11 protein-coding genes are annotated in these 13,827 nt (G+C 59.7%); 6 read left to right on the forward strand and 5 right to left on the reverse strand.

Going from position 1 to position 13,827, the window contains the following annotated elements; genetic code table 11:
* Positions 1–38: 38 nt before the first annotated feature.
* The 4 genes from IMCC21224_RS17160 to IMCC21224_RS17175 all read right to left on the reverse strand — a co-directional run bounded on the left by IMCC21224_RS17160 (position 39) and on the right by IMCC21224_RS17175 (position 5,342).
* Positions 39–1,226: an ABC transporter permease gene (locus IMCC21224_RS17160; RefSeq protein WP_047996376.1), complete on the reverse strand. Its 1,188-nt coding sequence runs from the start codon at positions 1,224–1,226 to the stop codon at positions 39–41.
* A 5-nt stretch (positions 1,227–1,231) separates the two neighbouring features.
* Positions 1,232–2,914 carry an ABC transporter permease gene (locus tag IMCC21224_RS17165; protein WP_047996377.1) on the reverse strand — a complete coding sequence of 561 codons (1,683 nt, stop codon included), beginning with the start codon at positions 2,912–2,914 and terminating at the stop codon, positions 1,232–1,234.
* A 93-nt stretch (positions 2,915–3,007) separates the two neighbouring features.
* Entirely contained in the window at positions 3,008–4,111 is a 1,104-nt protein-coding gene (locus IMCC21224_RS17170; protein WP_047996378.1) for an extracellular solute-binding protein, read from the reverse strand.
* Positions 4,112–4,235: 124 nt separating this feature from the next.
* The gene (locus IMCC21224_RS17175) at positions 4,236–5,342 is read right to left on the reverse strand and encodes an ABC transporter ATP-binding protein (protein WP_047996379.1); all 1,107 of its coding nucleotides are present in this window, start codon (positions 5,340–5,342) and stop codon (positions 4,236–4,238) included.
* 457 nt (positions 5,343–5,799) lie between these two features.
* On the opposite strand from IMCC21224_RS17175, the gene IMCC21224_RS17180 reads away from it, so the two are divergent.
* From IMCC21224_RS17180 to IMCC21224_RS17190, 3 genes are read left to right on the forward strand one after another with little or no spacing between them, the layout of a single operon-like run.
* Positions 5,800–6,996 (forward strand): M24 family metallopeptidase, encoded by a 1,197-nt coding sequence (locus tag IMCC21224_RS17180; protein WP_047996380.1) that lies wholly within the window; start codon positions 5,800–5,802, stop codon positions 6,994–6,996.
* Positions 6,997–7,030: 34 nt separating this feature from the next.
* Positions 7,031–8,194, forward strand: a complete 1,164-nt coding sequence (argE, locus tag IMCC21224_RS17185) for an acetylornithine deacetylase (RefSeq protein WP_369796049.1) — start codon at positions 7,031–7,033, stop codon at positions 8,192–8,194.
* A complete protein-coding gene (locus tag IMCC21224_RS17190; RefSeq protein ID WP_047996382.1) occupies positions 8,191–8,835 on the forward strand; it encodes a GntR family transcriptional regulator in 645 nt (214 codons plus the stop codon). The genes argE and IMCC21224_RS17190 overlap by 4 nt, the downstream gene beginning before the upstream one ends.
* Before the next feature lie 111 nt (positions 8,836–8,946).
* Here IMCC21224_RS17190 and IMCC21224_RS17195 read toward each other — a convergent pair whose 3' ends face one another.
* Positions 8,947–9,732, reverse strand: coding sequence for an MBL fold metallo-hydrolase (locus IMCC21224_RS17195; RefSeq protein WP_047996383.1), 786 nt, complete (start codon positions 9,730–9,732; stop codon positions 8,947–8,949).
* A 232-nt stretch (positions 9,733–9,964) separates the two neighbouring features.
* Between IMCC21224_RS17195 and IMCC21224_RS17200 the strand changes: the two genes are divergently transcribed.
* From IMCC21224_RS17200 to IMCC21224_RS17210, 3 genes are all read left to right on the forward strand, one after another.
* On the forward strand, positions 9,965–11,212 hold the full coding sequence (locus IMCC21224_RS17200) for a Na+/H+ antiporter NhaA (protein WP_047996384.1): 1,248 nt from the start codon (positions 9,965–9,967) through the stop codon (positions 11,210–11,212).
* 207 nt (positions 11,213–11,419) lie between these two features.
* Positions 11,420–12,079 carry an ABC transporter ATP-binding protein gene (locus IMCC21224_RS17205; protein ID WP_047996385.1) on the forward strand — a complete coding sequence of 220 codons (660 nt, stop codon included), beginning with the start codon at positions 11,420–11,422 and terminating at the stop codon, positions 12,077–12,079.
* The gene (locus tag IMCC21224_RS17210) at positions 12,057–13,814 is read left to right on the forward strand and encodes a capsule biosynthesis protein (protein WP_047996386.1); all 1,758 of its coding nucleotides are present in this window, start codon (positions 12,057–12,059) and stop codon (positions 13,812–13,814) included. The genes IMCC21224_RS17205 and IMCC21224_RS17210 overlap by 23 nt, the downstream gene beginning before the upstream one ends.
* The last annotated feature ends 13 nt before the right edge of the window (positions 13,815–13,827 follow it).

Here is a 13,827-nt window from a genome sequence, read left to right on the forward strand (position 1 = left end):
ACGCCAAATTCTGAAACGATCCGTGTAAGCCGGGTCTGTCAGCCCGGGCTCATCCCGCGCAGCCGCTCCGAGCGGCGGCGCAACATCTCGACCAGCGTCAGCAGCAGGATCGAAATGCCGACCAGAATCGTTGCCGCTGCCAGAATCGTCGGGCTGATCTGTTCGCGCAGGCCGGTGAACATCTGCCAAGGCAATGTCTGCAATTCGGCTGAACCGATGAACAACACCACCACAACTTCGTCGAATGAGGTGATAAAGGCAAAAAGTGCGCCCGAGATCACGCCGGGCAGGATCAGAGGCATCTGCACCCGGAAGAAGGTCGTGATCGGGTTCGCCCCCATGTTGGCTGCCGCCCGCGTCAGTGATTTATCAAAGCCGACCAGCGTGGCCGTGACCGTGATGATCACAAACGGGATGCCCAGCACGGCATGGGCCAGAACGACGCCCCAATAGGTGCCGACGATACCGATCTTGGAGTAAAAGAAATACATCCCGGTAGCAGAAATGATCAGCGGCACAATCATCGGTGAAATCAGGATCGCCATGATCACGCGCCGCCCGGGCACGTGGCTCTGACTCAGGCCGATGGCGGCTAATGTCCCCAGCGTGACCGACAGGAAGGTCGCCACCGGCGCGATCCGCAGCGAGTTCCAGACCGCGTTGGTCCATTCGGTGTTGGTCAGGAAGTCGCGGTAATGCTTGAGCGAATAACCCGCCGGATCGAACCGCAGCATCTCGGGCGTGAAGGTAAAGAAGTCCTGAGCGTTGAAGCTGAGCGGCATGACCACGATGATCGGCGTGATCAGGAAAACAAAGATCGCGCCGCAGATCACCCGGAAGGCATAATGCCAAAGCACCTGCCCTGCGGTGAGATAGGGAACAAGATGCGCGCGATAGCGCCCCTCACCGATCCAATAGATGAACCAGCCAAAGAACCAGCCAAAGAGCCCGCCGAGGACCAGTCCCGGCGCCCCGCCCAGCAACAGGCCCAGCACAGCAAAGGCCGCGATCAGACCGTAGCGGACCGGTTTCTCAAGCTCCGGCGCCAGTACCTGCATAGCGACAAAGGCCAGCCCGGCCAGCAGCGCGGCACCAATCACGATGCCCAGCAGGCCAGACCCCTGCGCCGTGCCGACAAAGAGCCCGGCAAAGGCACCCGCGGCCGCAACCACAGGCAGGGTGAAGTTCAGAGGTTTCTTTTCGATCTGTGTAAGAATGGCTGCCATGTCTGTTATCCCAACTTCACGTTGTCGATGCCGACAATCTTGTCATAGGCCCAGTAGAGCAGCAGCACCGCCGCCAACAGGATCGTGCCGAGCGCGGCCGCCAGACCCCAATTCAGGCTTGATGAGATGTGATAGGCGATCCGGTTCGAGATGAATGTTCCGGTCGTGCCGCCGACGATCTCGGGTGTGATATAGTAGCCAATCGACAGGATGAAGACGAGGATCGACCCCGCGCCAATCCCCGGCACCGATTGCGGAAAATACACCCGCCAAAACGCGGTCCAGTTGGTGGCACCCATGGATTTCGCCGCGCGCAGATAGGTCGGCGGGATCGTCTGCATCACCGAATAGAGCGGCAGGATCATGAATGGCAGAAGGATATGCGTCATCGCGACAATCGTGCCAAACTGGTTGTTGATCATCACCAGTCGGTCGCCATCGGACACCAGACCCAGCCAGACCAGCGTGTCGTTGATCACACCCTGCTGTTGCAGCATCACCTTCCACGCAGACGTACGCACCAGCAGCGAGGTCCAGAATGGTAGCAGCACAAGGATCATCAGCAGGTTCGCGGTGCGGGACGGCAGGTTCGCCAATATCCACGCCACCGGATAACCCAGTGCGATACAGCTTAGCGTGATTACCATCGACATGAACAGCGTGCGCTTGAACAGCAGGCCGTAGATCCGTTCGTTGTCGTCCCGCATGGCCGGACCTTCGGGCGTTTTCTGCATGTCGACGGCATTCAGAAAATAGCCGTTGGTGTAATTCGGACTGTAGGTCTTGATCGTCTGCCAGACCTCGTGATCGGCCCAATCTTCGTCAATTTCGCTAAACCCTTCCTGAAAGGTGACACTGTCGAAATCCGCCACCGCAGCATCCGCCGTCTTAAGCATGTCGGCATGCGGACCACTATAGCCAGACACATCCTGCGCCATCAGATCCTGATACAGCGCGGTCTGCACCGTCCCCCAGGGTTTCGTCTTGATCGGGCTTTTCTCATCCTCGACCTGTGTGAAACGGGCAAAGTTCTGATAGGCGACCGAGGTGCGGGGCAAAAGATCATCCATGCCATCGCTCAGGACAAAGCGCGGCAGCTTGCCGTCAGCCTTGGTCCATGCCGCTTGTTCGGTGAGCCATTCGGGATCGCCCATCAGTTCGGCCCAAGGCTGCGCCTTGTCCCAATCCTTGTTCAGATCCTCGAACTGGTCGAGGTAGACATCGCTGATGTCATCCAGCCCGCGCCCAGATTGGCGAAACAGCGACGACAGGCCAGTCTGCTCGTAATTGAGCCGACTGCCGAGACGTGTGTGCAGCTTGGCCTCGGCGGCCAGCGACATGTCGTAAAACAGGGCCTCATAGACCGCTTCGGGCGGGAGGTTGCCGGTGGTCGCGTCCCAATCCGCCAGCGCCTCGGTTGTGCGGGGCAGCGTGTCAGACACAATCTGGTTTTCAACCGAGCGAAACAGCATGTCAGCAATCGGCGCAACAAAGGTGATCACGACAAACAACAGCAAGGGAGCAACCAAACCAAGGGCACGCAACTTTTGACGTCGCAGCGCACGGCTCAGGCTTTTCTTGAGCGGCGTGCCGTCTGCCGCCAGCATCAATTCGGGCCGTGCATCCGCAGATTTGTTGGCCGAAGATGCGCTGTTTGGAACCGGCCCGTCCTGTGTCGTCTCGCTCATGCCATCATTCCCCGTTCCGGTCTTGTTATCAAAGTGCCAAACGAATGAAAAAACGGGGAAGGGCCGTTTTGGCCCCTCCCCTCATTTTCCGTCTTACTGAGCGAGCCAGGACTGGAATTTCGCGTCGATATCGTCGCGATAATCAGCCCAGAACTCGTAGTTGTAGAGGAAGGTGTTTGCAGCGTTTGCCGGATCGGTCGGCATGTGCATTTTCATGTCCTCGGGCACCAGCGGCGCGGAAGACGCGCGGGCCGGACCGTACGAGATGTACTTGGCCTGATCCGCCAGACGCTGGGTGTCGGTGGCGAACATCAAAAAGTCCTTTACGCGGGCAAGACGATCCTCGGGCAGACCGGCGGGAATGATCCAACCGTCAAGGTCGAACACCTGTGCGTCCCACATCATGCCAACGGGCTGCTTCTGATCAACAATGACGCTGAACAGACGACCGTTATAGGTCGAACCCATAAAGATTTCGCCATCGGCCAGCAGCTGGGGCGTATCGGCACCGGCGGACCACCAGATCACTTCATCCTTGATGGTGCCAAGTTTCGCCAGAGCCTGGTCCTGACCTTCGTCGGTTTCCAGAACGTCATAGACGTCCGCCTTGGCCACGCCGTCACAAAGCAGCGCCCATTCCATGTTGTTGATCGGACGCTTTTCCAGCGCGCGCTTGCCCGGATATTTTTCCAGATCGAACACGTCGCAGATCTGGCTCGGCGCTTCGACGCCTTCGGGAACCATGTCGGTGCGATAGCCGAATGTGGTCGAATACACGATCTGCGGGATATAGCAGTCGGACACGATCAGGTCGCCAAAGTCGTCCGACGCGCTGGTGCCATCGGGGGCTGCGGCCAGCAGTTCATCGGGATCATATTCCATCGCCAGACCTTCGTCGCACAGACGAATGGCGTCCGCCGCTACGACGTCCACAAGATCCCAAGTGACATTGCCGGCTTCGTTCATGGCGCGCAGCTTGGCGACGGCCTCGGCCGAGGATTCATCCCAGGTCGAGCTGACCTCGGGGTGCATCTCAAGGTACGGCTCGACATAGGCCTTTTGCTGGCTGTCCTGATAGGCGCCACCCCAGCTAACCAGGGTCATGCTGTCCGACATGCCGTGGGCTGCGGCAAACGCAATCGTGCCGGTTGCCACGGTCAATGCCGTTGTCGCCATCATTGTCTTGCTGAATTTCATTGTATTCTCCCTAGAATAGCCCGTGTGCACGTTGGGGTCCGCATGACGGGCTAGCACGACCGGACCCTTGTTCACCGCCGGGCAGGGCGTTTCACCCCGACCCGAACGATATTCGGTTGTTACGTTATGCCGACGGCGCATCCAGCGCGCGGCAATCCTCGGGCAGCCAGCCGATCTTGATCTTTTCGCCCGGTGTCAGCCGCACCTGATCGGCACGGTTGCGCGTCTTGACGACAAAATCGTCCTTGCCCGCCACCTTGAGGCGCGTGCGGAACACGTCGCCCATATAGATGAATTCAAGAACCTCGGCTTCGAGTGTATGCGCATCGGGGCCCAATTCAGGATTGAACTCAACCCGCTCGGGGCGGATCGACACGCGGGTGCGCTCGCCCTTTTCGGTGACGTTGACCGGGATCGCGTCGATCAGTTCACCGCCATCCAGACGCACGGTACAGCGACCGCCTGCAATCGTTTCGACCCGGCCCTCGAGCGTGTTGTTCTCGCCAATGAACTGCGCGACAAAGCTGTTTTTCGGCTTTTCGTACAGCTCGGCCGGCGGGGCCAGCTGTTGAATGCGGCCATCCTCGAACACCGCGACGCGATCCGACATGGTCAGCGCCTCGGTCTGATCGTGGGTCACATAGACCACGGTGATGCCCAGATCATCCGCGATCCGCTTGATCTCGAACTGCATATGTTCGCGCAGCTGCTTGTCCAGCGCGCCCAGGGGTTCGTCCATCAGAACCAGCTCGGCCTCGAACACCAGCGCGCGGGCCAATGCGATCCGCTGCTGCTGCCCGCCCGACAATTGTGCCGGACGGCGGCCGCCAAAGGCGCCCATCTGCACCATGTCCAGCGCGCGCTTGACCTTGGCCTCGCGGTCGGACTTGCCCATCTTGCGCACCTCGAGCGGGAAGCTGAGGTTTTCGGCCACCGTCATATGAGGAAACAGCGCGTAGTTCTGGAACACCATGCCGATGCCGCGTTTGTGCGGCGGGATGTTGTTGATACTGACGCCGCCCAACTTGATCTCGCCATGGGTGGCAGTTTCAAATCCGGCCAGCATCATCAGGCAGGTCGTCTTGCCCGACCCCGACGGACCAAGCATGGTCAGAAACTCGCCCCGCGGCAGGCTCAGGTTCAGATCTTTGACGACAAGGTTTTCGCCATCATAGCTTTTCTGCACACGTTCGAAGGCCACGAACGCATCGTTCTTTGCCAAATCAGCCAATCGCTGGCTCCCTGTTTTTGTCGCGGATTTGCTCCGCTGTCATCGTACTATAACTAAACCCCGTGACCGACCGTGTTGCAACTGCCTTGCGCAAATTCCCAAGGCTCTTGGGCAGATACGGGAAAAACGACCAGAAATTCGCCATTATACGGGCAAAAACGCCGCCAAAATGGCAAATGCAGTCGATTCTCATACGCTCACCTTAGGGCAGGCAATACGTCAGCGCCCTTAGATCCGGCGTTTTCTACAAAACAAGTCCAGATTCGCGGCAAATCCCCCTGGCATGACCAAGTTGTGCACAACTTTTGCCCGGTCGCCGCCCATACGTCTTATTTTTACGCCAAATTGCGCCAACAGCAGGAATGCGTCTCTCCATGTCGGTTTTGGCCGGGCGCAGTTGTACACAATCACGCATCCTCTGGGGTCAGAACGCCCCATGTGTGCAGGAATATCCCCCATGCCAAATCATCGCTTCACCAAGGACCTGCCGTTTTCCGATGCGGAATATTGGCGCCGTCTGATCAAGACTCGGGCCGCAATGGCACAGCAGGGCCTGGACGCGCTGTGGGTTACTGACCCGTCAAACATGGCGTGGCTCACCGGCTATGACGGCTGGTCGTTCTATGTGCATCAGGGGGTGCTGGTTTTGCCGGACGCCGACCCGATCTGGTGGGGCCGCAATCAGGACAGCAACGGTGCGTTGCGTACCGTCTGGATGGATGACGACCGCGCGATTGGCTACGCTGACCACTTTGTTCAATCGACCGAACGCCACCCGATGCAGGATCTGGCGGGACGTATGGCCGATCTGGGTCTGGGCAAAGCCCGCATTGGGGTCGAACTGGACAATTACTATTTCTCGGCCAAGGCGTTCATGACCCTGCAGTCAGAACTGCCCCATGCCGCGCTGATCGACGTCACAGCATTGGTGAACTGGCAGCGCGGCATCAAATCCGAAGAAGAGCTGGTGTTCATGCGCCGCGCTGCCAAAATCTCGGAAAAGATCATCGCCGGGCTGATAGAGCGGGTTGAACCTGGCGTCGCCAAGAATGCAATTGTGGCTGAAATCCAGCGCGATGCCATCCTTGGTGCTGATGGGCATTGGGGGGATTATGCCGCCATCGTGCCGCTGCTGCCCTCTGGTTCCGACGCCGCCGCGCCTCATCTCACCTGGGATGGGGAACCCTTCAAAACCGGCGAGGCAACATTTTTTGAAATCAGTGGCTGCTATCGCCGCTACCATGTTCCGCTGTGCCGCACGATCCACCTGGGAAAGCCGTCAGACATCTTTGTGCGCGCCGAGGCCGCCCTGCTCGAAGGGCTTGAATCCGGGCTCGACGCCGCGCGCGCCGGCAATCGCGCCTGCGACATTGCCGTGGCACTGGCTGCGCCGCTGGAACGCGCTGGGATCGAACGCGGCGCCCGCTGCGGCTATCCCATCGGTCTGAGCTATCCGCCGGATTGGGGCGAACGCACCATCTCACTCCGGGCTGATGATGAAACCGTGCTTGAACCCGGCATGACGTTCCATTTCATGCCCGGGCTTTGGATGTCAGACTGGGGGCTAGAGATCACCGAATCGATTCTCATCACCGAAGATGGCCCGGCACAGACCTTCTGCGATGTCCCGCGCAACATGTTCATCAAACCCTGAGGCATCCGCCCCTATCGCCCACAAGGAGCCCCGCATCTTGGACCTTCTGACTCAGACCGAAGATCACCTGCGCGATCTCATCAGCTTTGCCACAGTGTCGTGCGATCCCAACCTCGACATGATGCATCATATGGCGAACCGGCTCGAGGATGCGGGCGCACGTGTAGAAGTCTTTCAGGACGAAAGCGGGAAAAAGGCCAATATTTTTGCCTCAATCGGCCCCGATTGTCCCGGCGGCTTGCTGCTGTCGGGCCATTCCGATGTGGTGCCGGTGACGGATCAGGACTGGACTTCGGACCCGTTCGAACTGTCGGAACGCGGCGATCTGCTGATGGGGCGCGGCACCTGCGACATGAAAGGGTTTATTGCCGCCTGCCTGACCTACGCCCGCCACTATGCCGAACTGACTCTGCGTCGGCCGATCCATTTCTGTTTTACCCATGACGAGGAAACCGGATGTCTGGGCGCGCAGGCGCTGGTGCCAGAGCTGAAGAAACGCGGCATTGCCCCTTCGATTGCCATCATTGGCGAACCGACCGAAATGCGCATCATTGAGGGCCACAAGGGCTGTTGTGAATACACCACCCGATTTTCCGGCCTCGAAGGGCATGGCTCAAACCCGGATCGCGGCGTCAACGCGGTGGCCTATGCGGTGAAGTACGCCACGCGCCTAATGGAACTTGCCGAAGACCTCAAGGGCCGTGCCCCGCGCGAATCCCGGTTTGATCCGCCATGGACCAGCATCAGCATCGGGCGGCTCAACGGCGGTCACGCCCATAACGTGATCCCGGCCAAAGCCGAGCTCGATTGGGAAATGCGTCCGGTGCAATACGGCGACGCGGAATTCGTCAAAGATGCCCTGACGCAATACATCGAAACCGAATTGCTGCCGTCCATGCGCGCCGTCAGCCCCCGCGCCGACATATCGACCCAGATCATCGGCGAAGTGGCCGGCCTCGAACCGATGGATGTGAACATGGCCCGCACGCTTGTCGCCACCCTCACCGGCCAGAACGCGGTCGATGTCGTGCCATTCTGCACCGAGGGCGGGATTTTTCAACAGATGGGGATGTCGGTTGTGGTGTGCGGTCCCGGCTCGATCGCGCAGGCGCACAAGGCGGACGAATATGTGTCGCGTGCGCAGCTTGCCGAATGCCTGACCCTGCTCGACGGTTTCGGCCACAGCTGCGCAGCATGAGCGACGCGATTGACAGGTTCCAGCGCCTGCACATGACCTTGCGGGATCGCATTTGCCTGCTCGATTACCCGCCGGGCGCCAAACTGTCAGAAGAGTCGCTGGCGGCCGAATTCGGAACCTCGCGCACACCGCTGCGGCGTGTGCTCGCCCGGTTGGAAACCGAAGGCCTTGTGATTTCGCGCCACGGGGTCGGCACCATCGTCACAGATGTGGACATCGTTGAAATGGCGCAGGTCTACGATCTGCGGTTAGAGCTGGCGCAACTTGTCGGCGTCTTATCCCCCTGCCTGATAACGCCGGACATTATCACAACAGGCGCTGAGTTTGTGGCCCGTGGCACCGCGCTGGCCCGGGCACCGGCTGCCCGCGCCTTTGCCCGGCTCAACATGGAATTCCATGATTTTGGTCTGACCCTAACCACAAACGCGGCACTGCGTGACACGGCACAACAACTGTATCTGCGCACCACGCGAATCTGGCTCAAGGCGATTCCCCAGATGGACCTGGCCCGGGAGACGGAGATTTTTCTGGATGAGATGCGCCAGACGCATGGCGCGTTAGAGAGTGGCGACATGCGGGCCGCCGCACTGATCCGCAAGGCGCATATCTCGATGAGCTTTCATCGTCTGTCCGGGTTCTAAGGCCCGTCAGGACAAGGTGTCACCCCCCTCGGGACGGCGCTCAATAGCGCAGAGGCCTCGGATCGCTCCGAAGCCTCTGGCAGGTCTTGTGATGATTGCCGACAGGCTGCGTCAGGCCGATCCGTCCGGATACCAGTCGCCCATCTTGACCTCGACACTCTCACCAACCAGCGCAGCGAATTCCGCCGGATCCTGTGTGCCGCCATCGCGGCCACGGTAGTGATAGGGGTAAACATAAGACGGCTTGAAATCGGCCACAGCCGACGCCGCCGCAGCGACATCCATGGTGAACGGCAGGTTCATGCACAAAAAGGCCAGGTCGATGCCTTCGAGTGCGCGCATCTCGGGAATATCTTCGGAATCGCCCGAGATATAGACCTTGAACCCGTCAAAGCTTAGCACATAGCCGTTGTCGCGGCCCTGCGGGTGAAAGTTGGTCCGCCCTTCGGTGGTGTTATAGGCCGGGATCGCGTCAATCCCGACACCGGAAAATTCTGAACTTTCGCCGTTGCCGATGGCACTGGCACGCGCCTTAAGATCCTCGGGCAGCATGTCCAGGACCGCCGGGTTGGTGATCAGCACGGTGCTGTCCCCCATCAGCGCGGCAAGCGTTTCCGCATTGTAATGGTCGCCATGTTCATGAGTGACGAGGATCAGGTCCGCAGGCGGCAGCGACGCATACTGCGCCGGATCACCGACCGGATCGGAGTAGATGACCCCGGCAGGCGTTTCCATCACGAACGACGCATGCGCGACAGGATGAACCGTGATCTCGCCTGCTGTGGTTTCAAAAACATCGCCGCCATGTGCGGCGGCGCTAGCGGTAAAAGGCAGCAATGTGACTGTCCCGGCGGTTGCGGCGGCAGTGACCAGGAAATGTCGGCGAGTCTGGGTCATTGTCTTTCGATCCTCGATTGCGAAAACGTCCGGTATCAGCCCGGTGCCCCCATGGTAGAGCCCGGCGCGCCGGTTTCAATCGGCGATCACACCCCTCAGATCAACATTCAGGCATCCCAGGTCATATTTCCGACATCTTCGGGTGACGCCGACAGCGCACTGCTTGCGTTGCCCCACACTGTGCTTTGAGCTAAGCGCGACAGAGCCAACACAGAACGCCACCGGAGAGCAAATGTATCGCGTCTGGAATTTTCTGACCAACTATTCGCTTCTGCTGATTCTGGGCGCGCTTATCGCGCTGATCTGGGCGAATACCGATCCGTCCAGCTATCATCACTTTGTTGACTTTGTGATCTGGGACAATGCACCGGTCGGCCATCTGCATGACGGCCACCGAACACTGACACTGCACTATTTGGTCAACGATCTGCTCATGGCTTTTTTCTTTGCCATCGCGGCCAAGGAAGTCTGGGAGGCGGTGATCCTCTCAAACGGGTCACTGCGCGGCAAAAAGGCGGCAACTCCGCTGTTTGCGACGCTTGGCGGTATGCTCGGGCCGATCACCGTCTATCTTGGCCTTGCGCTGATCATGGGGTCGGACACCTATTCTGCGGTTGCCAATGGCTGGGCGATCCCGACGGCGACCGACATCGCCTTTTCCTATATTGTCGGACGGATCGTGTTTGGCGCCGGACACCCCGCCGTGCGGTTCCTGCTGCTGCTGGCGATTGCGGACGATGCCGCAGGTCTGATCATTCTGGCGGTGTTCTACCCGTCGGGCGATCTGGCACCGCAATGGCTGCTGCTGTCACTTGGGGCCGCAATCACCGTATATATGCTGGCGAATTGGCTGCCTCGCAAGCTCGACCGTGGCAATCAGACACGCCCGACCTCGACCTGGGTGCGCAAGAGACTGAACTTCTGGCCCTATCTTTTGGCTGCCAGTGCCAGCTGGTACGGATTCATGCAATCGGGCCTGCACCCGGCGCTGGGACTGCTGCCCATCGTACCGACCATCCCGCATGCCGACCGCGCCTTTGGTATCTTCGCAGAGGCCGAGCAGTATCTGACCGACCTGCTGAACCAGATTGAGCACGCGCTGAAACACCCGGTCGAGGTTATCCTGTTCTTTTTTGGTCTGCTCAATGCGGGGGTCGAGTTTTCGTTCATCGGTGATGCCACCTGGCTGGTCCTCGCGGGTCTGCTGATCGGCAAACCGCTGGGGATCTTCGTCTTTGGCTGGCTTGCGGCGGTGCCGATGCGACTGGGCATTCCCGAGGGTATGCGGATCATAGACCTAGTGGTGATCGGCTGCGTCGCGGCCATCGGTTTTACCGTTTCGCTGTTTGTGGCCTCAGTCGCGTTTGACGCGGGCCCGGTTCAGGACGCGGCCAAGATGGGCGCGCTGTTCAGCTTTGCCGCAGCGGTTGTGTCGATCGCGGTTGGCAAACTGCTCCGGGTCGAGAAAACCACCAACTGATGCTAATGCGCGGTGTGTACGATGGCGCGCCTCGCAAGACCGCGCACCCCGCACGATGCCCCGCGCGCAACGCAATTTCGTGAACACCGGATGCTAAACAGTGTCTTTTGTTTCCGGATCGGGCCATACTCTCGCCAATATTCGCCCTTAACACGCTGACAAGCCACCTGATGTATACGTGTGGTCCCGCAGTGCCGAGGCAAGTGGATGCTCGAATTCGACAATGTCAGCAAGTCCTTCTGGACAGGATCACAACGCAAGGTGATCCTGGAGCGCGCGTCGTTCCGTGTCGATCTGGGCGAATCGGTGGGCATTCTGGCGCCCAATGGCACTGGCAAGACAACCATCATCCGGATGATGGCAGGCCTGGAAAAACCGGACGAGGGCGAAATTCGCCGTGGCTGCCGCATCTCCTTTCCGCTCGGCTTTATGGGGGGGGTGATCAACAAACAGTCGGGGATGGAGAATTGCCGCTTTATCGCGCGTCTCTATGGGCTGGACCCCGATTATGTCGAGGCGTTCTGCCGCTGGCTCTGCGGTCTAGGTGAATATTTCGACCAGCCATTGGGCACCTATTCGTCCGGGATGCGGGCACGGTTCACCTTTTCGCTGATGCTGGCACTGGACTTTGACATTTATCTGATCGACGAAGGTATGCCAAATTCCACCGACGCCGAGTTCAACAAGAAGGCCGGCGATATTCTGGCCGAACGGCTGCGTACGACAACGATCATCATCGTCTCGCACCAGCCCGCGATACTCGAAAAATTCGCCCGCAAGGCGGCGGTCCTGATGGACGGCAAGCTGCATATGTTTGAAACCTTGGAAGAAGCGAAACAGCTCTATGACTACGAAACCCAAGGCTAAGAAATTCCGTATCCGTCGTCCCGACGCGTCAGAGACCGTTGCCGAGACGCCCCAAACTGCTCCGCAGGGTACATCCGCGCGTGCGCCCTCGTCTGCTCCGGCACCCCGGCCAGACACTGCCGCACCGCCTCCCGCAAATACACCCGCCGCAGGCGCGCCCACACCACGCGCCCCACAGCGACCGACGTCCGGCGCGACGCCAGCGCCCACCCACGCCGAAACGCCCGCCACCGCCCGCACCGGCGCGGTTGATTCAGCGGCACAGGTCGCAGGTGAAACCGATCTGAACGCCATCCGGCAAGAGGGGTTGACCGGTCGGCAATTGCGCATGGCGCGACGTGTGGCGCAAAAGAACGGACTGGACCCGACGTCGGATCTTGACGCCGTTCGGCTGCTACGCGCGCGCGGCATCGATCCGTTCCAACGTACCAATATGCTCGAACTGGTGGTACCCAGCGAAACCCGTCCCGCCGCTGCGCCAGCCAATGTCGGCCTGGCCGTGCCTCAGGCTGATCAGGCCAAGTTGCCGCAGACCGTCGCCCTGAACAAAGCCGGCCTGCCTTCGACCAATGTGGCCAGCCCCGCCGAGCGCCGCATGGCGGAAATCGCGCGGATGCAAAAGGACCTTGCCCAGCGCCGTCGCCGCAAGATGATGCTTTTGCTGACCCGATTGTCCTTTTTCGTGCTGCTGCCAACAATCCTCGCCGGGTATTATTTTTATGCCGTGGCAACACCAATGTACGCCACCAAATCCGAGTTCCTGATTCTCAAAGCCGAGAGCGGCGGCAGTGGCATGGGCAGTTTTCTGTCCGGCACACAATTCGCCACCAATCAGGACGCGATCGCGGTGCAATCCTACCTGACATCCAAGGATGCAATGCTGCGCCTCGACAGAGACGCCGGGTTCAAGGCGCATTTCACCCAGCCCAGCATCGACCCGATTCAGCGACTGAGCGACAACCCCTCGAACGAAGAGGCCTACAAGCTCTACAAGCGCAACGTCGAGATCGGCTATGATCCGACCGAAGGCGTGATCAAGATGGAGGTCATCGCCGCCGAACCCGAAACCGCCGCCGAATTCAGCCGCGCGTTGATCCGCTATGCCGAAGACCGCGTGGACAATCTAAGCTTGCGCAAACGCACCAACGGCGTGCTCGACGCCGAGCAGGGCCTGTCCGAAGCCGAAGCCGCCCGCCAAGTAGCACAGGAAAAACTGGTGCGTCTGCAACAGGATGGCGCAATCGTCGACCCCGAGGGGCGAATCGCCGCGCTGCGCGGGCAGATCAACAATGTCGAAATGCAGACGCAAGAGAAGCAGCTGCAACTGCAGGCGTTACTCGACAACGCTCGTCCGAATTCCAGCCGGGTTCAGGGCGCCGAAGGCGATGTGCGCCGCTTGCAGGCGCTGCTTGACGACCTCAATGCGCAAATGACCACCGCCGCTACTGGCGAAAATTCCCTGGCCGAAATTGCGGTGCAGATACAACTGTCACAGGCCGATCTCGCGACCCGCGATCTGATGTTGCAATCGGCGCTGGAGCGGCTGGAAACAGCACGGCGCGACGCCGAAAGTCAGGCGCGCTACCTGACAACATCCGTTGTGCCGGTGGCCTCCGAAGATCCGAGCTATCCGCGTAAATTCGAAAACACGATCCTGTGTTTCCTGATCTTCTCTGGCATCTATCTGATGATTTCACTGACCGCATCCATCCTGCGCGAACAGGTCTCCTCCTGACGCCGGTTTTCGC

The sequence above is a fragment of the Puniceibacterium sp. IMCC21224 genome (assembly GCF_001038505.1).
Lineage (GTDB): Bacteria > Pseudomonadota > Alphaproteobacteria > Rhodobacterales > Rhodobacteraceae > Puniceibacterium.